The sequence below is a fragment of the Bacillus sp. GW823-FHT06A11 genome (assembly GCF_058795355.1).
In genome coordinates, this window is the sequence record NZ_JBXAHS010000002.1 from 24,289 (window position 1) to 46,568 (window position 22,280).

The 22,280-nt window shown below is 33.7% G+C and carries 27 protein-coding genes and 1 riboswitch; of the genes, 13 read left to right on the top strand and 14 right to left on the bottom strand.

Annotated features, from left to right (window positions below):
• Nucleotides 1–11: 11 nt before the first annotated feature.
• Together AC1Q8L_RS08550 and AC1Q8L_RS08555 are read right to left on the bottom strand one after the other, a co-directional pair.
• Entirely contained in the window at nucleotides 12–884 is an 873-nt protein-coding gene (locus AC1Q8L_RS08550) for a YitT family protein (protein WP_000415678.1), read from the bottom strand.
• A 187-nt stretch (nucleotides 885–1,071) separates the two neighbouring features.
• Nucleotides 1,072–2,109 carry a YdcF family protein gene (locus AC1Q8L_RS08555; RefSeq protein WP_016512210.1) on the bottom strand — a complete coding sequence of 346 codons (1,038 nt, stop codon included), beginning with the start codon at nucleotides 2,107–2,109 and terminating at the stop codon, nucleotides 1,072–1,074.
• Between the two features lie 675 nt (nucleotides 2,110–2,784).
• On the opposite strand from AC1Q8L_RS08555, the gene AC1Q8L_RS08560 reads away from it, so the two are divergent.
• Nucleotides 2,785–3,018, top strand: a complete 234-nt coding sequence (locus AC1Q8L_RS08560; protein ID WP_002001299.1) for a spore germination protein — start codon at nucleotides 2,785–2,787, stop codon at nucleotides 3,016–3,018.
• 166 nt (nucleotides 3,019–3,184) lie between these two features.
• Here AC1Q8L_RS08560 and cydB read toward each other — a convergent pair whose 3' ends face one another.
• Nucleotides 3,185–4,213 (bottom strand): cytochrome d ubiquinol oxidase subunit II, encoded by a 1,029-nt coding sequence (gene cydB, locus AC1Q8L_RS08565; RefSeq protein ID WP_000017662.1) that lies wholly within the window; start codon nucleotides 4,211–4,213, stop codon nucleotides 3,185–3,187.
• On the bottom strand, nucleotides 4,203–5,552 hold the full coding sequence (gene cydA / locus AC1Q8L_RS08570) for a cytochrome ubiquinol oxidase subunit I (RefSeq protein ID WP_001286159.1): 1,350 nt from the start codon (nucleotides 5,550–5,552) through the stop codon (nucleotides 4,203–4,205). Before cydA ends, cydB begins: the two co-directional genes overlap by 11 nt.
• A gap of 224 nt (nucleotides 5,553–5,776) precedes the next feature.
• Between cydA and AC1Q8L_RS08575 the strand changes: the two genes are divergently transcribed.
• Complete coding sequence (locus tag AC1Q8L_RS08575; RefSeq protein ID WP_000838173.1) at nucleotides 5,777–6,340, top strand: beta-class carbonic anhydrase; 564 nt, start codon at nucleotides 5,777–5,779, stop codon at nucleotides 6,338–6,340.
• Here the strand turns inward: AC1Q8L_RS08575 and yidD are convergent.
• Nucleotides 6,337–6,573: a membrane protein insertion efficiency factor YidD gene (yidD, locus tag AC1Q8L_RS08580; protein ID WP_000809334.1), complete on the bottom strand. Its 237-nt coding sequence runs from the start codon at nucleotides 6,571–6,573 to the stop codon at nucleotides 6,337–6,339. The two genes, AC1Q8L_RS08575 and yidD, sit on opposite strands and share 4 nt — an antisense overlap.
• A gap of 128 nt (nucleotides 6,574–6,701) precedes the next feature.
• On the opposite strand from yidD, the gene luxS reads away from it, so the two are divergent.
• Nucleotides 6,702–7,175, top strand: a complete 474-nt coding sequence (gene luxS, locus AC1Q8L_RS08585) for an S-ribosylhomocysteine lyase LuxS (RefSeq protein ID WP_001141371.1) — start codon at nucleotides 6,702–6,704, stop codon at nucleotides 7,173–7,175.
• 62 nt (nucleotides 7,176–7,237) lie between these two features.
• Here the strand turns inward: luxS and AC1Q8L_RS08590 are convergent, their stop codons facing one another.
• The 4 genes from AC1Q8L_RS08590 to ytzI all read right to left on the bottom strand — a co-directional run bounded on the left by AC1Q8L_RS08590 (nucleotide 7,238) and on the right by ytzI (nucleotide 8,439).
• On the bottom strand, nucleotides 7,238–7,468 hold the full coding sequence (locus AC1Q8L_RS08590) for a YczI family protein (protein WP_098311943.1): 231 nt from the start codon (nucleotides 7,466–7,468) through the stop codon (nucleotides 7,238–7,240).
• A gap of 344 nt (nucleotides 7,469–7,812) precedes the next feature.
• Nucleotides 7,813–8,043, bottom strand: a complete 231-nt coding sequence (locus AC1Q8L_RS08595; protein WP_000912054.1) for a DUF3953 domain-containing protein — start codon at nucleotides 8,041–8,043, stop codon at nucleotides 7,813–7,815.
• 14 nt (nucleotides 8,044–8,057) lie between these two features.
• Complete coding sequence (locus AC1Q8L_RS08600) at nucleotides 8,058–8,288, bottom strand: DUF3953 domain-containing protein (RefSeq protein WP_000944455.1); 231 nt, start codon at nucleotides 8,286–8,288, stop codon at nucleotides 8,058–8,060.
• A gap of 1 nt (nucleotide 8,289) precedes the next feature.
• Nucleotides 8,290–8,439 carry a YtzI protein gene (gene ytzI / locus AC1Q8L_RS08605; protein ID WP_000472791.1) on the bottom strand — a complete coding sequence of 50 codons (150 nt, stop codon included), beginning with the start codon at nucleotides 8,437–8,439 and terminating at the stop codon, nucleotides 8,290–8,292.
• 83 nt (nucleotides 8,440–8,522) lie between these two features.
• Here ytzI and AC1Q8L_RS08610 point away from each other — a divergent pair, with 83 nt between their 5' ends.
• The 3 genes from AC1Q8L_RS08610 to AC1Q8L_RS08620 all read left to right on the top strand — a co-directional run bounded on the left by AC1Q8L_RS08610 (nucleotide 8,523) and on the right by AC1Q8L_RS08620 (nucleotide 10,054).
• A complete protein-coding gene (locus AC1Q8L_RS08610) occupies nucleotides 8,523–8,840 on the top strand; it encodes a hypothetical protein (protein WP_000448409.1) in 318 nt (105 codons plus the stop codon).
• A gap of 84 nt (nucleotides 8,841–8,924) precedes the next feature.
• Entirely contained in the window at nucleotides 8,925–9,404 is a 480-nt protein-coding gene (gene mutTA / locus AC1Q8L_RS08615) for an antimutator 8-oxo-(dGTP/GTP)ase (RefSeq protein WP_000276382.1), read from the top strand.
• 113 nt (nucleotides 9,405–9,517) lie between these two features.
• Nucleotides 9,518–10,054: a DUF3267 domain-containing protein gene (locus AC1Q8L_RS08620; protein WP_090976819.1), complete on the top strand. Its 537-nt coding sequence runs from the start codon at nucleotides 9,518–9,520 to the stop codon at nucleotides 10,052–10,054.
• Between the two features lie 99 nt (nucleotides 10,055–10,153).
• Here AC1Q8L_RS08620 and AC1Q8L_RS08625 read toward each other — a convergent pair whose 3' ends face one another.
• The gene (locus tag AC1Q8L_RS08625) at nucleotides 10,154–10,825 is read right to left on the bottom strand and encodes an HAD family hydrolase (RefSeq protein WP_000617258.1); all 672 of its coding nucleotides are present in this window, start codon (nucleotides 10,823–10,825) and stop codon (nucleotides 10,154–10,156) included.
• Nucleotides 10,826–10,917: 92 nt separating this feature from the next.
• On the opposite strand from AC1Q8L_RS08625, the gene AC1Q8L_RS08630 reads away from it, so the two are divergent.
• Both AC1Q8L_RS08630 and AC1Q8L_RS08635 read left to right on the top strand, forming a co-directional pair.
• The gene (locus tag AC1Q8L_RS08630) at nucleotides 10,918–12,030 is read left to right on the top strand and encodes a recombinase family protein (RefSeq protein ID WP_142317980.1); all 1,113 of its coding nucleotides are present in this window, start codon (nucleotides 10,918–10,920) and stop codon (nucleotides 12,028–12,030) included.
• Nucleotides 12,031–12,257: 227 nt separating this feature from the next.
• On the top strand, nucleotides 12,258–12,485 hold the full coding sequence (locus tag AC1Q8L_RS08635) for a hypothetical protein (RefSeq protein ID WP_000849112.1): 228 nt from the start codon (nucleotides 12,258–12,260) through the stop codon (nucleotides 12,483–12,485).
• A 34-nt stretch (nucleotides 12,486–12,519) separates the two neighbouring features.
• On the opposite strand, the gene AC1Q8L_RS08640 is transcribed toward AC1Q8L_RS08635, so the two are convergent.
• The 3 genes from AC1Q8L_RS08640 to AC1Q8L_RS08650 are packed head-to-tail and all read right to left on the bottom strand — an operon-like array spanning nucleotide 12,520 to nucleotide 15,102.
• The gene (locus tag AC1Q8L_RS08640) at nucleotides 12,520–13,326 is read right to left on the bottom strand and encodes an ABC transporter permease (protein ID WP_098311941.1); all 807 of its coding nucleotides are present in this window, start codon (nucleotides 13,324–13,326) and stop codon (nucleotides 12,520–12,522) included.
• On the bottom strand, nucleotides 13,319–14,083 hold the full coding sequence (locus tag AC1Q8L_RS08645; protein WP_000009022.1) for an ABC transporter ATP-binding protein: 765 nt from the start codon (nucleotides 14,081–14,083) through the stop codon (nucleotides 13,319–13,321). Before AC1Q8L_RS08645 ends, AC1Q8L_RS08640 begins: the two co-directional genes overlap by 8 nt.
• An 11-nt stretch (nucleotides 14,084–14,094) precedes the next feature.
• Nucleotides 14,095–15,102 (bottom strand): ABC transporter substrate-binding protein, encoded by a 1,008-nt coding sequence (locus tag AC1Q8L_RS08650; RefSeq protein ID WP_000733142.1) that lies wholly within the window; start codon nucleotides 15,100–15,102, stop codon nucleotides 14,095–14,097.
• 120 nt (nucleotides 15,103–15,222) lie between these two features.
• Here AC1Q8L_RS08650 and AC1Q8L_RS08655 point away from each other — a divergent pair, with 120 nt between their 5' ends.
• The 3 genes from AC1Q8L_RS08655 to AC1Q8L_RS08665 all read left to right on the top strand — a co-directional run bounded on the left by AC1Q8L_RS08655 (nucleotide 15,223) and on the right by AC1Q8L_RS08665 (nucleotide 18,206).
• Nucleotides 15,223–15,519: a DUF3986 family protein gene (locus AC1Q8L_RS08655; RefSeq protein ID WP_000455577.1), complete on the top strand. Its 297-nt coding sequence runs from the start codon at nucleotides 15,223–15,225 to the stop codon at nucleotides 15,517–15,519.
• A 10-nt stretch (nucleotides 15,520–15,529) separates the two neighbouring features.
• Complete coding sequence (locus AC1Q8L_RS08660) at nucleotides 15,530–15,760, top strand: hypothetical protein (RefSeq protein ID WP_061660252.1); 231 nt, start codon at nucleotides 15,530–15,532, stop codon at nucleotides 15,758–15,760.
• 376 nt (nucleotides 15,761–16,136) lie between these two features.
• Entirely contained in the window at nucleotides 16,137–18,206 is a 2,070-nt protein-coding gene (locus AC1Q8L_RS08665) for an LTA synthase family protein (protein ID WP_000873614.1), read from the top strand.
• 209 nt (nucleotides 18,207–18,415) lie between these two features.
• On the opposite strand, the gene AC1Q8L_RS08670 is transcribed toward AC1Q8L_RS08665, so the two are convergent.
• A complete protein-coding gene (locus AC1Q8L_RS08670) occupies nucleotides 18,416–19,225 on the bottom strand; it encodes an alpha/beta fold hydrolase (protein WP_098311940.1) in 810 nt (269 codons plus the stop codon).
• A gap of 250 nt (nucleotides 19,226–19,475) precedes the next feature.
• Here AC1Q8L_RS08670 and AC1Q8L_RS08675 point away from each other — a divergent pair, with 250 nt between their 5' ends.
• Both AC1Q8L_RS08675 and AC1Q8L_RS08680 read left to right on the top strand, forming a co-directional pair.
• Nucleotides 19,476–20,729 carry an ATP-binding protein gene (locus AC1Q8L_RS08675; RefSeq protein ID WP_016512215.1) on the top strand — a complete coding sequence of 418 codons (1,254 nt, stop codon included), beginning with the start codon at nucleotides 19,476–19,478 and terminating at the stop codon, nucleotides 20,727–20,729.
• The gene (locus AC1Q8L_RS08680) at nucleotides 20,726–21,946 is read left to right on the top strand and encodes an ATP-binding protein (RefSeq protein ID WP_001032635.1); all 1,221 of its coding nucleotides are present in this window, start codon (nucleotides 20,726–20,728) and stop codon (nucleotides 21,944–21,946) included. The genes AC1Q8L_RS08675 and AC1Q8L_RS08680 overlap by 4 nt, the downstream gene beginning before the upstream one ends.
• A gap of 247 nt (nucleotides 21,947–22,193) precedes the next feature.
• Nucleotides 22,194–22,280, top strand: a riboswitch (cyclic di-GMP riboswitch).

Sequence of the window (22,280 nt, forward strand, 5' to 3'; positions counted from 1 at the left end):
TTTCATAATGATTAATGAATATCACGTTTCTTGAAATTACCACCTTTTACTTCTGCTACATCATAAACGGTAATAAAGGCATTAGGATCGATTTCATTAATAAGTTCTTTCATTTTACTTTCTTCTAAACGGTTAATTACGCAAGAAATTTCTTTGAATTTCTCTCTTGAATAACCACCGTATACTTCGTTATATGTTGCACTTCTGCCTAAACGATCGCGAATGGTTTCTACCATCAATTCAGGCTCTTTTGTGATGATTTTAAATGCTTTCGAACCACTTAAACCAACTTCAACGATATGAATCACTTTCGAAGCGATAAAGTAAGCAATTGCCGAAAGGATAGCTCCTTGAAGACCGAATACCGTTGATACGAAAATAAATACGAACATGTTTAAAAATAAAATAAGGTCACTCGTTCCAAATGGTAACTTACGAGAAAGCAATACAGCAAGCATATCGATTCCATCTAATGCCCCACCGTTACGTAATGCTAGCCCCATACCAAAACCGATGATAATACCACCAACAACTGTAACTAATAATGTATCGCCTTCAATAATAGCTGGTATTCCGTGCATGACAACGGTACCTACTGCTAATGAAGCAATTCCAATAATAGAATAAATCGCAAAGCTTTTACCGATTTGCTTATATCCTAACCAAACGAAAGGAATGTTAATAACTGCGATTAGAGCTCCTAATGGCAATCCAAATAATCTTGAACTAACGATACTTAAACCAGTCACACCACCGTCTGATACGTTATTTGGAATTAATACTGCTTCTAATCCGTACGCTGTGATAAATGCCCCAATAATAATCATCAAAGCTTTCGAAGCAATTTTTAGCTTATTGGGCTTGTTTTTGATACTTTTCTCCATATAATTTCCTCGTTTCAAACTAGTTTCTTGTTTGTTACATAATTTACACCTAAATTTTATTTTAACATTTAATTTGAAAAATTTCTCCTTTAATGGATGTATGCAGGGAATATTATGACCATATTATCTTTAAAATATTTTTGAAATAAGTATAAGAAATCCCATCCTTTCAAAGGATGGGATGCTATTAAGAAAATATAAAACTAAGTACTGATACGAATACAGCGAAGCCTAAAATAGTTCCACATATTTTCATATGGCGCTTACGTCCCATTACGACAATCGCAACATATTCACGGATCATTGCGTTAGGCCAATAATAAAATGCAGTTTTTGATCCGATCCCTTGGCTGTTAAGACCAGCTTGTCTTGCATATATACCAGCGCGGAAAAGGTGAAAATTATTTGTGGTAAAAATACTTTTATATTTACCTTCAGGCTTTAAAGAATCCATAATTTCTTTAGAGAACAACATGTTTTGATATGTGTTTACAGAGCGATTTTCTTGCACTGTATGTTCAATCGGAATGCCTTTTTCAACAGCGTAATTTTGCATTGCTTCTGCCTCAGGAAGTCCTTCATCTGGACCTTGACCGCCAGAGAAAATAATTGTTGGTGGTGTATTCACAGCAACTTGTTTCCAATAAAAGTCGATAGCTTTATTAATTCGGCTTGCAAGTAAAGGTGGTACTTTATCATTAATTAAGCCGCTACCGAGAACGATAATGAAATCTTGATTACGTCTTGGTCTGTTGAATTGGTATAAAAAATATGCGCTTAAGAAGTTAGATAAGTGTATAAAGAAATAGAAGCTTATAAGAGAAATAGCTGCAAAAATAGGCTCTAAATGCGATGAGACCAAACTTGCTGGGTTTATGATAGGGAGTAACATAAAGAATAACATCCCTAAAGCAGCAAGGAGTGTTAAACAGTTAGTGAACCGTCTTCCTTCTCGCTTCATTAAAATTCTAGCATTAAGAAATAGCCCAAACATTAAAGCAACAATACCGAAAGGAAGCATAATAAGAAGTGCTAAAATAGGTAAAATTATAATATAGCGTAGGACATCACTACTTGAATTTACAGATATAATCACACAAAAAAGAAGGAAAAAACAGACAAAGGAATTAAATAAAAAGCCGTTTATTATTTTTCGCGGATCTTTTAAATAGGAAATAAGAAAAATAATAAATAGTATAAGAGGAATAATTCCGAAATACATCATAAATATAGTACACCTCAATTTGTATAAGAATTTGACATACCTTTTATATTACATGATTTTATAAGTAAAAATGAAAGAAAAAATGATTTTGAATTTTCTCAATAAAATATATAGATACGTATGTTACAATATATTCAAAGCGATATATTAAAAGTAAAATGGTTGAAAAGGCACTCAGTAGAGTGCTTTTTCTTTTTGTATGCAATTGTGCATATTATATTTTTTTTCAAATGAAGAGGATTACAATATAAGTTGTAGACAGACTTTATAAAGCAGAATTTCATACAAACATTTCCCTCTACTTTTTGTATCTAACAATCGTATAACAATAAATAATTCTGTTTTATAGTGTCTGTTTTTGAAAGGTGGCTTCTTTGAAGGCACCTTTTTTTTATTAGTATAGATAGTTTTCACTGTTAGCATAGTGTAAACTATCTATACTAAACATTAGCAATCTTCCGTATAAATATTATCAATTTACTATATATTCCAGTGGTGTTAACCTACATATGAAAGGCTTTCTTTTTCAAAATATTACCCCTAATAAAATTTTGAAGAAGTCAACTGTCTCCAAACTTGTCTTTATGCTTAAAGAAAAAGCACTCAATTTGAGTGCTTTTTCTTATTGAAACATGCTATTTTTCTAGGCGATTTTCATAAAATAAAAGTAAAGAAATGAAAGTGGGTGACAAAATGCCGGCAGTTGTGGAAGGTGTTATTATTGAAAACTGCAATGGAACAATTAATGTAGGTGACAAATATAACGTACAGCCGATTGAAAAGACGAAGGCTTATAATGGATCGGGATCTTCAAATACAGGAATGAAAGTACAAACGTTTAGCGGGATTAGTACAGCTGATGTATGGGATAATGATGCGAATGATCAGGGGATACAGTTTACTTTATAGTACAGTATGTAAAATTGCATAAAATGATGAAGTTGCCCTATGATACAATCTAGCTGTGAGCTGTTAATGATTCTTCTATAGTGTAGTTGTTAGATTAGAAATATAACATCTTATCGAAAATCATACGTACAAAAAAAGACACTTCAAACGAAGTGTCTTTTTTATTTTAGTGATATCCTTTAGCAGAGTCTTTATGAATTTTATTTTTAAAGATACTGTAGCTCCAAAGCTGATATCCAATAACGATTGGTACCATGACCATTGCTACGAAGAACATAATTTTTAAGTTTAATTGACTACCGGCTGCGTTGTATAACGTTGTACTGTATGCATCGTTAATACGAGATGGTAACATTCTTGGGAACATACCTGCAAAGCCAGTTGTCATAAACATTGCGATTGTTAGGCAAACGAATGTGAAGGCAAGGCCAATTTTATGTTTGTACACCATAATAAGTGCGAGTACACTCATTAGCATTGCAAGTACTGGAAGAATGAATAGTACCGGATATTCCGTAAAGTTTTGGAATAAGTTTGTCCGATTAGCAGTTGCTACATAGAAGATAGCTAAAATAATAGCTGCTGCCATTGAAAATGGTCTTGCGATTTTATAAGCGCGGTCGGATACTTCACCAGTCGTTTTAATCATGACCCAAAGGGCACCGGATACGACAAATATAGCAGTGAAGAACAACCCTCCTAAAATACCGTAATGGTTTAGTAAGCTAAGTAAATTTCCTTCATAACCATTTTTTCCGATTTGTAGTCCGTAATAAAGATTAGCGAACGTAACACCGAATAGGAAAGCAATTAAAAAACTGCCAATTGCAAATGCCCATTTACAAGTTTTTTGCCAAATCGGTGAATCATCTTTATGCATGAATTCCAGTCCAGCGGCACGCGCAAACAGTGCAAGTAATACTAAGAATAACGGTGTATATAGATAACTAAACATATTTGCATATGTGACTGGGAAGGCAGCAAATGTTGCGCCACCAGCTGTAATTAACCATACTTCATTACCGCCCCAGAATGGCCCAATTGCTTCTTGTAATTGATTTCGTTCTTGTCGATCTTTCGTAACGAAAGGAAAAATCATTCCATTACCAAGTGCATACCCGTCAAGAATGAAGTAAACTGTCCAAATCACGCCCCATAAACCAAACCAGATGATTGCAAGCATATCATGAGACATGAGCCACGCCTCCCTCAGTAGCAGGATCTTCTAATGCTGCAGGTCCTTTTTTCGCGAACTTCAGCATTAAGTATACGTCTGCTATTAAAAGTAAAGTGTAGAACAAAATTAAACTAATTAATGAGAACCAAATTTGTGGAACAGATATAGGTGATACAGATTCCGCGGTACGCATTAGTTTATATACTGTCCAAGGTTGACGACCTACTTCAGCGACAATCCAGCCAGCATTAATCGCAATGTATGGAAGTAAGACAGACCATATTGTAATTTTTAAATAACGTTTTGAGTTCTCTAGTTTTCCTTTTCGGTTTAAATAGAAGCCATACCAAGTTAATGCCATAAAGAACATACCAAGTGCAACCATTAAGCGGAAGCTATAATACACGAGGTTAACATTTGGACGTTCATCTTTCGGAATATCTTTTAAACCAACAATTTCGCCATCAAATGAGTTTGTATAGAAGAAGCTTCCGAGTTTTGGAATCGTAAGGAATTCAAAGTTTTTCTCATTTTTTACATCAGGAATTTGAACAATTGAGAAGCCTTGTCCTTTTCCAGTTTCCCAAACTGCTTCCATCGCAGCTCCTTTTGCTGGTTGATATTTAGCTGCTGATACACCAGATTGATGTCCCATAAACGGTGTAATTGTTGCGGCGAATAAGCCTAATATTAAACCAAACTTAAATGATTTTTTGAAGAATTCCACTTCATTTTTACGTAATAAGTGATAGGCACTAATTGCCATAACGAAGAAAGCACCTACGATATAACAACCAATGACAGTATGGAAGAACATATTCCAAGCATATGGATTTGTAACGAGTGCCCAGAAATCATTTAATTCAGCGCGGCCATTACGTACTACGTAGCCAACAGGGTTTTGCATAAATCCGTTTGCTGTAATAATCCAAAGTGCGGAAATGTTTGTTCCAAGTGCAACCATCCACATACAGAAGGCACGGAACTTTGGTGAAATTTTGTCTTTACCGAATAACCATATTCCCATGAAAGTAGATTCTAAGAAGAAGGCAACGAGTGCTTCGATTGCGAGAGGTGATCCGAAAATATCTCCCATATATTTGGAGTACTCAGACCAGTTCGTTCCAAATTGGAATTCCATCGTAATCCCAGTTATAATCCCCATTACGAAGTTAATTGTAAATAATTTACCCCAGAAATTTGCCATTTTACGGTATGTTGGATTCAATGTGCGGGCGTATTGAGTTTCCATACATGCTACTAAAATGACAAGTCCGATTGTCAAAGGTACAAATAAAAAGTGATAAAAAATAGTAATTGCAAATTGAAAACGACTCAGTAACAGAACGTCGGACATAATAAATATTCACTCCTTTTTTACATTATCTACAATCAGTTTATAGTGAAAAAACGTTTAAAGTATGTGAGACTTGTTACAAAGCTGTGTGTATATTTTGAAAGAATTATGTCGATTATCTGAAAATATCTTATTTTTACTATAAAGCGATATACTTTTTGAGTTTTTCATATTTTGGTACACTATATAAGTAATGTAAATGAGAGAAAAGAGGGTTTTTTACTATGAAGTCATTAGAAGAGATTTTACAATACAATGAAAAATTTGTTGAAGAGAAAAGATACGAAGAGTATGAAACGGGAAAATTCCCGAATAAAAAAATGGTAATTATCTCTTGTATGGATACTCGTCTTGTTGAATTATTACCAAAAGCAATGAATATGCGTAACGGTGATGTGAAAATTATTAAAGTAGCAGGAGCTGTTATCTCACATCCATTCGGAAGTATTATGCGTAGTATTTTAGTTGCTGTATATGAACTTGGTGCTGATGAAGTTTGTGTAGTTGGTCACCACGATTGCGGTATGGCAAAAATTCAAGCAAGCAGTACAATTGAGAAGATGAAAGAGCGGGGTATAACAAATGAGAAATTAGATACACTCCGTTATTCTGGAATCGATTTAGAAAGATTCCTACAAGGGTTCTCTAGTGTAGAAGAAAGTGTAGAACATAGCGTATCGATACTTCGCAACCATCCATTACTTCCAGAAGAAGTACCTGTTCACGGTCTTGTTATAGATCCTGATACAGGAAAATTAGATTTAGTTGTGAATGGTTACGACAATTAAGAATTTACTTTGTCATCCTTTTTATCTGGGACAGGATCAAATCCTCCCGGGTGGAAAGGGTGACATTTTAATATACGCTTACAAGTAAGCCAAAAGCCTTTGAGGGCACCATGTTTTTGAAACGCCTCTAATCCGTAATGAGAACAAGTCGGATAAAAGCGGCAAGTTGGTGGTGTCATCGGAGAAATGAACTTTTGATAAAAGCGTATAATCCCAATAAAAATCTGTTTCATAATGGTCTCCTTTTCAGCATAGTCTTAAAGTATTATAGCACGACTGTACATAATACTTTACTAATGTGAATTTCCGTTATATCATATTGGATATAACGGAATTAAATTAAAAGCGGGAGAGATGTTGTATGCCATCAGTAGAAAGCTTTGAATTAGATCATACGATTGTAAAGGCACCTTATGTAAGACATTGCGGAGTTCACAATGTAGGTAGTGACGGTATTGTAAATAAATTCGATATTCGTTTTTGCCAACCGAATAAACAAGCAATGAAACCAGATGTTATTCATACGTTAGAACATTTATTAGCATTTAATTTACGTAAATATATTGATCGTTATCCGCATTTTGATATTATCGATATTTCACCCATGGGCTGCCAAACAGGATATTATCTTGTAGTAAGCGGAACACCGACAGTACGAGAAATCATTGATTTATTAGAATTAACATTAAAAGATGCGGTTCAAATTACAGAAATTCCAGCTGCAAATGAAACACAATGTGGTCAAGCGAAGCTTCACGACTTAGAAGGAGCACAACGCTTAATGAACTTCTGGTTAAGCCAAGATAAAGATGAACTTGAGAAAGTGTTTGGATAAAATAAAAAACTGCCTGTGAAAGGGCAGTTTTTTATTTTATTAAGAGCGAACATGTTCTTTTTTTATGAAAGTATACTAGACACTCCAACATATAAAATAAAGGCAGAACAGAGAAAATAAACAAATGCTTTCGTTTTTTGCTGCTTCTTTATTTCATCGATTCCAAAAAGGATACACATAATACTTAAAAGGATAAACACGTAAGGTAAAAGAATAGTGAAGTTTGCAAAGAAGCTAAATAGGGCGAGAGAAAGAGCGATAGTGGCGATTATAATTTGAATGTTTTTTAACATGGAATCCCCCTTAAGTAGAAAGAAATAGTTACTGAGAGAAAATAATTATAAATGCTAAATTGGTCAAAATTTCATTCTACATATAGCGAAAGTAGTTTGATATTAAAAAGAAGCATATGAGACTGGAAACGAAAAAATACGGGATACTCATTGATTTTCGTCCGGATTTCAATTCATTAATTCCTAGAAGAATAAAGAAACAACTGAGAATAAATTGTACGTATGGGAGAAGTGAAAAATTATCGGTAACATGGATATAAGTGCTTAGAATGAGTAAGAGAAGCATGAGAAATGCTAAAAAACTCCGTAATATAGTTAGCATTGTATAGCCTCCTTTAGACCATTTATCGGAATATTTCTGTGAAACCAATAAATAAAGCAGCGGCTCCTGCTAGTAGAGCGAGCACACTACCTCCTGTTTGCCTTTTTAATATTTCCTCTAAACTTATGGTGAGGGCCATAACTCCTAAAGAGATAAACATATACGGCATTATTTCTCTATTACTAGTAAAAAATCCATAGATTGCTATACATAAAGCAATAAGTGATAAAGTAATCCGTACTCCTTTTAGCATGCATGTACCTCCTTTTATTTGATATAGCTAATGATGAGAACAATCCAAATGAAAGCACCGGCAATAATACAAATAAATCCAGTTGCTGCCTCCTTTTTCTTTATTTGTTCAAATGCGATGAGAAACATTAAAGCCCCTAATAGAAATTGTGAAAGAGGTAAAAAATTATTTTGACCTGTATATAATCCAATTGCCGACATAACGATCACAGTGAGTGCTACTATGATGCGAAGTATACGAAGCATATTAGGAATTCTCCTTATTCTTTTTTGTATAAGGATTGTCTTCTAGTTTATCGACGGAATGTTTATAAGCATAGCCTTTATTAATTGTCATGATGGAGAGTACGAGGATGATTAGGACGATGATAATACCGATAATTAATATTTTGAACATAAAATCCCTCCTTTTCTTTATTTTACATAATTTTGTAATTGATGAAAACAATAGAAAATAAAAGGATGAAAGAAGGGTGTTACATGGAGACGAAAAAAACATATTATATATCAATAGGAAATGGTCAAATTTCACAAGTGAAGACGGCGGATACGTATAATTTTGAGATTTCCGCAAATGATGAGGAAATTACGGAATTAAGAGAGCACTTTGATCAAGCATATGTAGAAGATTTAGGGTCATTTGTACGCTCCCACGTTCCATTTGTTGAGTATCATCACGATTCAAATAATGACCGATATGATGAACAACTACAAAAAGCATATAAAATGATTTACGATTTAGGAAATCATGAGACGAAAGAATTAGTCGCGCAAATGGGAATAATCAATGGATTGTAATTGGATAATATTATGCAGAAAAGCGAGAATATGCTACAATTTGTGGTAGGAAAAACTTGTAACCATCAATAGGGGAGTAATGGCATGTACAAATTTAAAGATTATTACCACAACACTGTACAATTATCGTTTGAACGTTATCCATTTTCTCCTGAGCCAAAGCATGTTTGGGTTGTATGCCGGTACGGGGATCAATGGTTATTAACACATCATTTACGTCGCGGTCTTGAATTTCCAGGTGGTAAAGTAGAAATAGGGGAAACACCGGAAGAAGCGGCAGTTCGAGAGGTTCATGAAGAAACCGGCGGCATAGTTTCTGATTTAACTTACTTAGGACAATACAAAGTATCTGGAAAAGACAAAATAATCATTAAAAACATTTATTTTGCAACAATTAGTGCGGTAGAAGAACATACGCATTACGAAGAAACGAAAGGGTCTGTTTTATTAAAAGACATTCCTGACAACATTAAAACGAATAGAAAATTTAGCTTTATAATGCGCGATGACGTATTAGCGCGTACGATGAAACATATAGAAGAAATCGGCTGTTTTACGAAGTAAAGTGGCCGGTTTCTTTTTTTTGTATGTAAGAATAAATGTAAATATATCTTTACATTATTTTGGGTATATTATACAATTTTGTAAAGATATATTTACATTTTAGGAGGGGGAAGATGGATAAAAGAAAAGAAACGACTGTTACTGTTTCGATGGTTAAATTAAACTTTTCTTTATTTTTTATAATAATTGCTTTGTCGTTTGGAATTGGTTATTTGCATATATTTCTTTCAGGTGGGGTTCAAGTTGAAGTTACATTATTAACGATGTTTCTTTTTATTATCGCAATGATTGTTCTCGTTTGTATTCATGAGGCGATACATTTAATTGGCTTTCGCTATATCGGAGGTGTTCCGTGGAGTGAACTAAAATGGGGCGTTAATTGGAAATTAGGTGTTGCATATGCTCATTCTAAACAGGCGGTTACAGTAAAGCAAATGAAGAAAGTGTTAATGCTTCCGTTTTTACCAACTGGAATTTTGCCAATTGTATTGGGATTAGCTATGAATCTGGAGCCACTCTCATTTTTAGGAATTCTACTAACAGCAGGTTGTATCGGCGACATTGTCTTATATCAAAAAGTTTCAAAATTTCCAGATGATGCGCAAGTGATAGATCATCCGAGTAAACCGCAGTTTACAGTATATGAATAATAAAGGAAGAGGAGGCGTTTTTGAACAACTGCCTCCTCTTATTATTTTTTGTCGGTGAATCAAGATATCGTGAAAATTGTTGATATAATTTAATTACTATTATTGTGTTTTTATCTCCACCTCTAAAAACAAAAGCACCTCCAACAAATCATCTACGATACGTGAATGCTTAAAATCACCCCAAAACGAATCTTTTTTCCAAACACCAAGAATCCCTACTTGTTCAGAACCAAGCACATCGTTTTCTGGATGATCTCCAACATAAAGACATTCTTCTGCCTTAACATCTAGTCTTTGCAAAGCACGTTCGAAAATTTCAGGGTGAGGTTTTTTAATTCCTTCAGCTTCTGAAACGAGAATGGTGTTTGTATACGTATGTATATGTAGTGCTCGAAGGTTGCTCATCTGAAATTCAGTAAAACCATTTGTGATAATACCAATTTTAATGTTTCGCTGTTTTAACTGTTGAAGTAGTTCATGCGTGTTTTTGAAAGGAATACAATGATGTTGGAAGTTTGTAATATAGTCGTGTAGCAGTTGCTCTTGCGTTAAAGTAGTAATGTTGTATTCGGAAAGGAGAGTAGCATATACTTTATCCTTCCACGTATAACCATTATTATCGAGTTCAAGAAATCGAGAACAATACTCTGATTTCTCTATACTCATCAAATGTGAGGAGAAGCGATTATATTGCTCACAAATAAATTGTTCTAAAGATTGGCGCCGATCTAATAGTGTTCCATCTAAGTCGAATAAGATTGCACGAATCATGAGAAGCCTCCTTGCAGTTTTTATAATTAATTATCGCATATTCGTAAAAAAATGATTATGATATTTTGTAGAATGGAATAATGGGGGATTGTATGAAGAAACTGTATGGTAAGTTAGTGTGTTGTATTATAGCAAGCAGTTTAGTTGCAGGATGCGATAGTGCTATCGAGATTACGAAAGAAAAAGAAATTTGTAAAACAGAAGAAGAGTGCACGCAAATAGGAGATAAAACATTACAAAAAGTATATAAAAAGATAGAGGGACTTTCAGAACTTGAAAAAGTAGAGGATTATGACATAGGAGAGTATGAAAGTATGAATATGAAAGAGGCGGAACAGAAAAAAGAAGAGGATGACAATTATTTCTTTTTAGCTTCTTATTATATCGATGGTGATGGAATTGTAGATCCTTATTTTGAGAAATTGGATCGTAAGAGGTTGAATAAAGCTTTTGCAGATGACGAAGTAGCAAAAGATGATTTGTTAAGCCAAAGGCAAGATAGAGAGTATCATGAAACTTTATGGGACATGTATCGCACTCTCATTCCAGTGAAATATCGTGAGAATATAACAGGGTTTGATCTAATAACGGATGGTTATGATGGCGTTGTTGCTCATGTCATGCCAAGTATGGATGACCCGAGAGATTGGTTGCTTAGTTTAGACGTGCTCGATTCTGGGGTGAATATAGATGAAGTGATGAAAACATTAATTCATGAAACGGCTCACGTATTAACGATTGGGCATAAACAAGTACCAGTGGATAGGAAATATTTAGAGGCGTTTGATGAAGAGAAAGACATTTCATCATATCGAAATAAATGTAAAACGGTGTTCTTGAAAAATGGATGTGCGAGAAAAACTTCGTATATTAACCAATTTTATAATGAATTTTGGAAACCAATTGAGCAAGAGTGGACAGAAAAGAAAGTAGAAGAAAGTGAAGAGGCACAAATTAAATTTTATAAAGAAAAGCATGATGAGTTTGTATCGTTGTATGGAACAACAAATGTAACGGAAGATATCGCAGATACATTTACAGCGTTCATTTTACAAGATTCAAAAAAAATGAAAGAAGGAACAGAGTTAAAATATAAGAAAATTGCTTTCTTCTATCAGTTCCCTGAGCTTGTAAAAATGAGAGCGGAAGTGCTGTCAGGATTATATGATGTTTCGAAAACGATAGAACAACAAAGTGGAGACTAATGTGAGTTATGCGTTCGATATAGTTTCGTTAAAGTAAAGCGTGAAGAATTTTTAATTCTTTGCGTTTTTTTATGTTGATAAAATTGAAAATTCTGTATTTTTCTTTAAAAGAAGAAGGAACTGGCGGTATAAAATAGAATTAGTATAAAAATGTCACAATTTAGACACAATTATAATGCGCGTGTTGTAGGGACTATAAGTTTACTCTCGAGGAGGTAATGAAACGTATGAAAACGATTCTTGCTGTTGCTGGTCTCATTTGGGTAATGTCTCACGGTTTTCCGATTTTTGAAGGGGAGCAAATTCGTAGTGCTTTGAATGAAAAGTTTAATGATTATCATGTGATAGATCGAAAAGATAATGTCGTTACAGTACGTGTGAAAGACTGTTTCCATACAGTTACGGTTGCGGATGGAAACATTACAAATGAAACGAAAATGTGTGATAAAAGGTAAAAGAAAGAAGCTGACTATAGCGCACTGTTTTGAGTCAGCTTCTTTTTCTTTTTCCAATTAGAATTTTTTCAAATGCCTCAACAAATACATACATAAGAGTTGCAAGAACACATGTGAGTAGTACGCTAAGTAAGACGAGTGTGAAGTTAAAGACTTGGAATCCGTAGCTAATTAAGTAGCCAAGTCCTTGTTTGGAAACGAGAAGTTCTCCGAAAATAACACCGACCCAGGATAAACCAACGTTTACTTTTAACGTTGAGATAATTGCTGGAAAGGATGCAGGGAGAACGACTTGCTTATAACATTGCCATTTATTTGCACCAAATGTGTCCATCACTTTTATATAGTTAGAATCGACTTCTTGAAATGCACTGTAAATAACGAGAATGGTAATGATGATGGAAATGATTACTCCCATTGCGATAGAAGATGAAATGTTTGGACCGAAAATAACGATGATGATTGGACCGAGTGCAACTTTTGGCATTGCATTTAGGACGACGAGATAAGGATCAAGTACGCGGGCTAGAAGTGGCATCCACCAAAGGAACGTGGCAATAATAGCACCAAGTACTGTTCCGAGAATGAAGCCTACTCCTGTTTCCAGTAATGTCGTCCATATGTGGACCCAAAGTGAACCGTCGATCCATTTCGTTAAGAAGAGATCCCAAATACTCGAAGGAGAGCTAAAGAGTAAAGGCTCAATCCATTCTTTTTTGCTAGCTATTTCCCATAGTGCAAAGAAAAGAATAAGTAATAAAAGTTGTAGCGAGCGAGCAATCCAAGCGCGTCTGCGTTCGTTCTTTCGAAATTGTTCATGTAGTTGTTTTATATTATCCAAGTCGTTCCAGCTCCTTCCATATATCTTGAAAGAGGGCTGGGAAATCGTAGTGATGGCGTGCTTCTAACGGTGATAAAGAACGGATACTTTCCGGGACGATAAAGGTTTTTGCGATTTTTCCGGGATTCGCTTGCAGTAAATAAATACGATCACTCATCGCAATCGCTTCTTCAATATCGTGAGTAACAAGTAGTGATGTTTTCTTATATTTATTTAGTAAGTTGAAAACGAGTTCTTCTAGTTTTAACTTCGTTTGATAATCGAGTGCGGAGAATGGTTCATCTAGTAATAAAATTTTCGGATCAGTCGCTAATGTTCGAACGAGAGCGGCACGTTGACGCATACCGCCGGATAGTTCACGAGGATATTGTTCTTCTACACCATGCAGACCGACTTGTTTTAAAAGGTTTAAAGTATGTTCTTTCATCTGCTCATCATAAATCTTTCTAATATGAAGTCCGAGCATAATATTTTCTTCAATCGTTTTCCAAGGGAATAAGTAATCTTGTTGCAACATATATCCCATAGATGATGTTTTCGTTGTAATCGGTTCACCATCTAAAAAGACGATACCGTCAATTGGATCAAGTAGTCCAGCAATGATTGAGAGGAGCGTTGTTTTACCGCAACCACTTGGACCGAGTATAGAAATAAATTCGCCTTCTTCCACTTGTAAGCTCATGTCTTCGAGAATAAGTTTGGCATTCTCTTTTGCAAAAAAGCAGTGAGAAACGTTACGTATTTGTAAAAAACTCATACACTTCGCCTCTATTTCTTAATAACGCTTTCGGCAATTTTTGTATTGACGAGCGCTTCATGTGGGACTTCTTTTTGTAATTCACCAGCGTCTTTCATAATAGTTTGGAGCTGTTTCCATTCTTCCGCATCTAGTAGTGGATTTGTCGCATAAGAATGCTGTTTTTTGTACCGTTCAATTACTTTTACTGTTATGTCTTTTGAAGTGTCTTTAAATAGCGGGGAAACAGTATCAGCAATCTCTTCTGGACTATGTGTATCAACCCATTGCTGTGCTTTATAGAGAGCACGTGTGAACTTTTCAGCAGCAGCTTTATCTTTCTTTAAGAAACTTTCTTTTGCCATGAACGTTGTATAAGGAACAGTACCAGATTCATTTCCGAATGAAGCGACGATATAACCTTTACCTTCTTTCTCAAGTATACTTGCAGTCGGTTCAAAGAGCTGTACAAACTCTCCAGTACCAGATGAGAAGGCATTTGCAATATTAGCAAACTCGATATTTTGAATTAAGTTTGTATCTTTATGAGGATCAATGCCATTTTTCTTTAAAACGTATTCTCCAACCATTTGCGGCATGCCGCCTTTACGCTGTCCTAAAAATGTAACACCTTTTACGTCATTCCAATTAAAAGAGTCTAGTTTTTTACGTGAAACTAAAAATGTCCCATCTGTTTGTGTAAGCTGTGCAAAGTTAATGACAGGGTCTTTCGCTCCTTGTTGATGAACGTAAATAGACGTTTCAGAACCGACGAGAGCGATATCAATTCCGCCAGATAATAGGGCGGTCATCGTTTTATCGCCACCAGCTGTTGTTTGTAGGTCAATATTTAGTCCTTCATCTTTAAAAAATCCTTTTTCAATCCCAACATATAATGGGGCATAGAAGAGAGAATGGGTAACTTCGCCGACGCGAATGTTTTGAGTTTGTTCTTTCGTACCTTCTTTTTTACTACTACAAGCAGCAAAAGTAAAAACAGCTAGTAACATGATGCAAAAAATCGCGATTAATTTTTTCACTATATAACACCTCCTAGAAGTCACTCTACAAGCATGATATGTAGGTAATTGCCCATATGTGAGTGTAGATAGCAGGAATTTTTTGGGTGATAAAGAAGTACAAATATAAGGGGTGATAAAATGGAGTACGAATACGATGATAGCGTACATTTACATCTTGATTATTTCGGGACAGAATGTGATATGGAATCGATTGCTTATAAGAGGAAGAATGAAGACGTATGGGATGTGTATTTTAATTTTGGAGTATACGGTATTGAGAAAGACGATGTAAAGTTAGGGAGATTTATGGATGAATATGCTGGCCATTACGTTTTTTCTGTACATGCTCGCGATCTTAGCTGGGAATTTGGAAGTGCCCAGTTTGAAGAGTGGGTTTTGAAAAATCGGATAGTAGAAAAAGCGCTACAAAAATAGGAGGAATTTTGTGATTGGATTTCTCATCTTATTATTTATTTTTGTGGCCGGATTTTTAATCATGCAAATGCTTATTTACCGATTTGCAAAGAAAAACATCCATAAATATACAAAAATAAAATGGTTTCATATGTGGCTACATATGAATATGGAAAAAGGTCCGAGATTAGATTTTTTTGATTTTGTAATTATAGTACTCGTATGTATCGTATGGAAAATATGGCTGCTTCCTTTTATATAATACACATGCTAATCATTTTCTCTTTTATCATAAAATAACGAAAAGAACCTGTCTTGTGGCAGGTTCTTTTCGTTATAGTAATAGTTGTTAAAAACGTGCAACGCCTTTTTATTAATTCTTTCGTATTTTCATGTGAAATCTTTAATAGCAGGACTTCTAAAAAATAGTTATTGTATCATAAAGTGGAATGCTGAAATTAAGTTTTTCAAGAATGAGTAATTTGTATGCCATAATTTAACGGTTGATTAAGGGAATATTAAGACAAAACATTTATGATAGAAGCAAGTATGCAGACGAAATATGTAATATATGTTATTTTAATAGAAATAGTTCTTTCGATGCGGGGGAAATTAAGACATAGAAACGAGGGAATGAATTGAAGTATGGTTCTACACTTTTTCATCTTCCAAAAAGAAATATATTAATTTCTAGCATTATAAGTAGTATGGTGACTTTATTTGTAATAACTATGCTGTTTATGATTTTAAAGGTTTTTAATTTAGACATGATGAAAGATCATTTAAATCAAAAGTTTGTTTTAAGTGTTATGATGATTTTCATATGGGGCATAACGTTTTATATTACGCATTTCAATAAAAAAGAGATGTCTATACTTAGAGCATCCCTGCGAGTGCATTTTATATTACTTTTACTAGCTCATACAGTGGCGTTATTTTATATTGTCATGCAAGTTAATATGATTTTCATAGAGGCAATGAATTGGATTTACTTTTATAATATGCAGTTTATATTAAGTTTTGTAGTAATTTATGCAATATATATTCTTGTATATAATTTAATAGGTAAGGTTTTTCTAAGTATGGTTTTAACGAGCTGTACGTTAGTCATTTTAGGTATTGTGAATTATTTAAAGCTTATTTTCAGAGGCGATCCGCTATATCCTTCTGATTTCACACAAATTACGCATATGCAATCTGTTATACCGATGGTGATGGACTATTTTAGTTGGAGTTATATTTTTATCATTATCGTAAGTATCGTAGCTTGTATTGTAGCAGGGATATATATGAGAAGGTATATTCAAAATGTAAAGATTCATCTAGGAATAAGAGCCTTATTAGTAGTAGGATCTATTTTTGTTCTATATGCGTATGGTAATTTTGCGAATACATTTATGAATAAAGTATTTCAAAAATCAGGTGTAGATTTTGTTTTGTGGAATCAAAATGAGAACTATGCTTCAAATGGTTTTGTACTTGGGTTTATTAGCAATTTAGATACAACAGTTATGGAAAAACCAAAAAATTATTCTAAAGAAAATATGCTTCAAATAGCAAACGATATAAAAAAACAATATAGTGGAAATATAGGGAGCCAAAAGAAAAAAGAGAAACCGAATATTATTTTTGTAATGAGTGAATCGTTTTGGGATCCGACGAAAGTAACTAACCTTTCTTTTAGTGAAGATCCTGTACCAAATTTACATCATTATATAGAAAACTTTCCTGGTGGACAAACTATTTCTCCTACATTTGGGGGAAATACGGCGAACGTTGAATTTGAGGCATTAACAAGTTATTCAATGAGTTTGTTAAAGCCAGGTTCTATACCATATCAGCAGGTTATTACAAATAAGAAAGAAATTCCATCAATCCCTACGGCGTTGAAAAAAGAAGGTTATTATACAAGTGCAATTCATTCATTTGGTCGCACATTCTTTAAACGTGACGATGTATATAAGGTGTTAGGATTTGATAAGTTTAATGCAGAGGACACGATGGAAAATGTGGATATTGATGGAGATTATATTAGTGATTTAGCGATGAGTAAAGAGATAATTGCTGAGTTAGAGGAACAAAAACAGCCAACATTTATTCATGCAGTTACGATGCAAAATCATTTTCCATTTACAGAAGGCCGATTTGGTGAAAACCTAATAGAAATTAGCGGTCTAGAAAATGAAGAATCAAAGGGAGAATTAGAGACGTATACAGAAGGATTAAGACGTTCAGATGAGGCCCTTCAATATTTAATAGAGCAACTAGATAATTTAGATAGACCTACATTATTAGTATTCTTTGGAGATCATCTTCCATCATTAGGAACAAATAAATCTTTTTATAAAGAAAATGGGTATATAACGAATGAAAAAACACCGAGCGAACGTTTAGCGATGGCGCAAACTCCGTTATTAATGTATGCAAACTTTGATATGCCAAATGATAATTTAGGTTTAGTAAGCCCAATTCATTTTTCTAATCTTATTTTTGATTATGCAGGATTAAATAAATCCTTATTTTATCAATTTTTATCGGAACTTTACAAGGAAATACCAGTGCTTAGAGATGAATTAAAAGTTGATAAAAATGGAGAAGTAATCAATGATTTAACAAAGAAACAAAAAGAAATGTTAGAGCAATATAAAATGCTTCAATATGATTTACTCGTTGGAAATCAATATAGTAAAGATATCCTCTTTAAATAAAAGAAACAAAAAGAACTTGTATAACGATACAAGTTCTTTTTTCATAGTATTTAACGGGGTAACCAGACAAGCTGGGTTTAGGGAGTATTACTTGTACATTTAGTATATATGAAAATATAATCGTTTTATTTGTGTATTTGTGAGAAATGTGTGAATTTTATGTTTTATAAAAAACGATTATGTTAACGTTCATTCTTATATTGCAGTTGTTATGTTTGTAAAAATTTTATCAGTTCTTTATTTAATTCATCCGCGTGATCGATTGGTGAACCATGACCACTATTTGTAAGAGCATGTAACTGAGAATTTTTAATTCGTTGTTGCGTAAGCTCAGCACTTTTGTAAGGAATTAGTTGGTCGTGAACGCCGTGGAAGATTTTTGTTGGGACGTTAATTTTATTTAAATCTTTCGTTACATCTTCATTTGCAGCTGCTTGTAAAATTTTGATAAGGGCATAAGAAGCGGACTGCATACCGAGATAAGAAAACCATTCAAGGGTTGCAGCTCCTAAGTTTCTATTGAAAAAGGATAAAGATACATCATTTAAAAATTTTGGTAAATTAGCATACATTTGATTAATGAGAGCATCTGCTTGTTCTTTTGGTACACCGTAAGGGGACTCTTGATTTTTAACGAAAGAGGGAGAGACAGCGTCAATTAATGCGAGCTTAGAAATGCGGCGCCCATTATAGCGAGACATATATCGAATAGAAAGAGCACCACCAACTGAGAAACCGACTAACGTAGCGTTCTCTACTTGGAGTGCTTCTAGAACAATTGCGATATCATCGGCTAATCGATCATACGTGTAACCAGTCCATGGCTTATCAGATTGTCCATTCCCTCGTATATCCATGGCGATACAGCGAAAGCCATGCTCTGGTAAAACATTGAGTTGATATTGATACATTTGATGATTTAAAGGCCATCCGTGAACGAAGAAAACAGTCTTACTACCTGGACCAGGATTAACGTCTTGCACAAAAATATGCACATCTTTCTCGACAGTAATAAACATAAATTTCCCCCTGTTCTATCAATAGGCTCCATTCTAAAAGCTTTGTTTTACTTTTTAGGCCGTCTATATAAAACATCCTCCATAATATACGTATTAATGATCATAGATTTTATGCTCTGTATATAGTCTAAATATATTGCGTTTTTGGTACGATTTTCCTCAAATGTTCGATTTATCTTTGTTTGTCTATGAAAATCATTTATTATAATAAATGGTATTCTTCGAGATATTATTTTGAAGGGGTGTTGAAGTGAAAGAAAGTTTTCTATCATATAAAGAAGAAGAAAAGAATGCAAAAATCCTTTTATGGGTGTTATATGTCATTGTTATTGTATATCAAATTTTCTATGCAATCGTATTAGAAGAGAAATCAATAATGGATAAGGGATACAACATAATATGGCAAGTTATTTGCGGAGTAGCAATACTGTGCGTGAATATATATTTAATGAAAAAAGAGAAGGCAAACCTTGTTAAATATGCATGGATATTTGCATACATAGCGATAGAAATCGCTAATATATTTGCATATGTTTTTTATAATAAAGCGGCGTTTGATGCGACAAATATAATAGAAATTATTCTCATTTTCTTTGTACCTATATTTTTAAATAAAAAATTCTATGTGTTTTTACTTTCCTCTATTGTAGGAAAATATTTAATTTATTTATTTGTATTAGAGGAAGTAAAAGCATTTATGTTCCTTATTATGTGTACGCTTATGTTAATAGCTGCATATATCATTTTAAATCGATTTTTACAATATCTTTCAGCCGTAAAGGAAAGTATTGCGATTGCTAGCGAATCACAGAAATTAGCAGTAATCGGAAAAATGGCAGCGACGGTTGGACATGAAATTAAAAATCCACTCGCTTCATTAAAAGGATTTACGCAATTACAACGAGAGAAGCATGAAGAGGATCCTATTTATAAACGTATGATTTTTGAAATAGAAAATATGAATAATATGATAAGTGAGTTAATGGAAGTTGCTACATGCAAACCTTCTATTTATAAGAAACATGATGTAGGAAAAATTGTATTACAAGTAATAACAAGTCTTCGCGAAAAAATGAATGAATTAAACGTACAGTTTATTTCTAATGTGGAAGAAAAAACAATAGAAGTTGAATGTGATGAACGAAAAATAAGAGGAGTCTTTTTATATACGATAAAAAATGCTTTAGAGGCAATGGAACAAGGTGGCATATTACATTTGCAATTAGAGAATAAAGGGAAAGAATATGTAATAATCAGCGTAATCGATAATGGTTATGGTATTAAGCAAGAAAACTTAACCCGTGTTACAGAGGCCTTTTATACAACGAAACAAGATAAAATTGGTCTGGGACTTACGGTAGCGAATCGAATTGTCGCCGAGCACCTTGGTGAGCTGCATATTTCAAGTGAAAGAGATACTGGAACGAGAATAGACATCATTCTCCCAAGGGAGTGTGGAAATACTGAAATCCAAGTGGAAGAAAAGCTAGGAGTTACCATATGAATAAAGGCTATATATTTAAAAATGAAGAAATAAAGGCGTTGAAAGTATTTTTAAGTTTATTTTTTATTATATTTTTTGTGTATGATCTTGCCTATGAATTTATCGTACCTTTAATCGCGGGAGAGCAAGAAGGCGTAGGAAAGTTTGAAGATGGTTTAGGTTTATGGCTTTACTTTTTGACGGTAGTATTGTTTTGCATTGGAATATACTTTATGAAATGGAAGAATGTTTTTGTGGTAAAGTATATTATTCTAATTGGCTATAATGTATTAGATTGTATCCATAACATTATGATTTATTATGGTAGCGATGCGGAATTTGACGGTGGAAATATAGTAGAAGTATTTTTTATTTTGTTCGCACCAATCTTTGTGAACAAAAGATATTTCTGGTTAGTTCCAGCGATACTTGTCGGGAAGTACGCTCTTACAGGAATCATTATTCAATCTTCTCTCGTTTTAATCCCAATGGCATTATATAGTGTATTTACTATCATATGTTGGATTATATTTTTGAGGGTTCAGTCTTACGTTCGTACGCTTGAGATGATGGACAAAGAAATAAAACAGACAGAAAAACTAGCAGCTGTTGGAAAAATGGCGACGGTTATTGGTTATAAGATTAGAAGACCTTTAGCAAACTTAAAAAAACTTGTGAATAAACAAGCAGACAAGCATCCAGAGGATAAAATTTATAGTGATATTATGAAACAAGAAGTAGATCGGATCCATATAATTGCTACAGAACTTAGTGGATTTGAGAAATCTAAATCACTAGAATCAGAAACTCATAACATACAAGAAATTATCTCTTATGTTATTCGAGTTATGGAAAAGCCTGCTTTAAAACAAGGAGTCTACATACAAGGTATTTACAGTAAAGACTTACCATCAATTACATGTGATGAAAAACGATTAAAACAGGTCTTTTTTAATTTAATTAAAAATGCAATTGAAGCAATGTCAGTTGGCGGAACAATTACGATTAAAGTTACTGTAAAAGATGGAATCATCATTCAAGTGAAAGATGAGGGATGCGGCATTCCGAAAGATAAAATTCCAAAGTTAAATGAAGCCTTTTATACAACGAAAGAAACAGGAACTGGTCTAGGTTTAGTAGTTACAGAAAAAATTATTAAAGACCACAACGGTAAAATGAATTTTGAAAGTGAAGTTGGGGTTGGAACGACGGTTGAGGTTATGTTACCACTGCATTAAATAGAAAAAACATCACTTCCAAATAAGTGATGTTTTTCTATTTTATCTTGCTATTTGTGGATAGTAAAAATCTCATTTTATCGATAAAGAATGTATGATGTATTTCTAAGATCAAAATGTTTTTTTTTAGTTTTTATTATGGATTTTTCAGTGAAAAATTTAGACTATAAAAATTAATTGTTTTTTTCTAAAAAAACTATTTTCTTTTTTGGGTTTTAATGGTATATTCAAAACACGATAAATAAATACCTATTTTTGGCACACTATTCGAAAGGATAGGTCGCAAAGCTAAGAGTCTAAGGTAATGAAAATTACTATGATAGTCTGGTTGCAG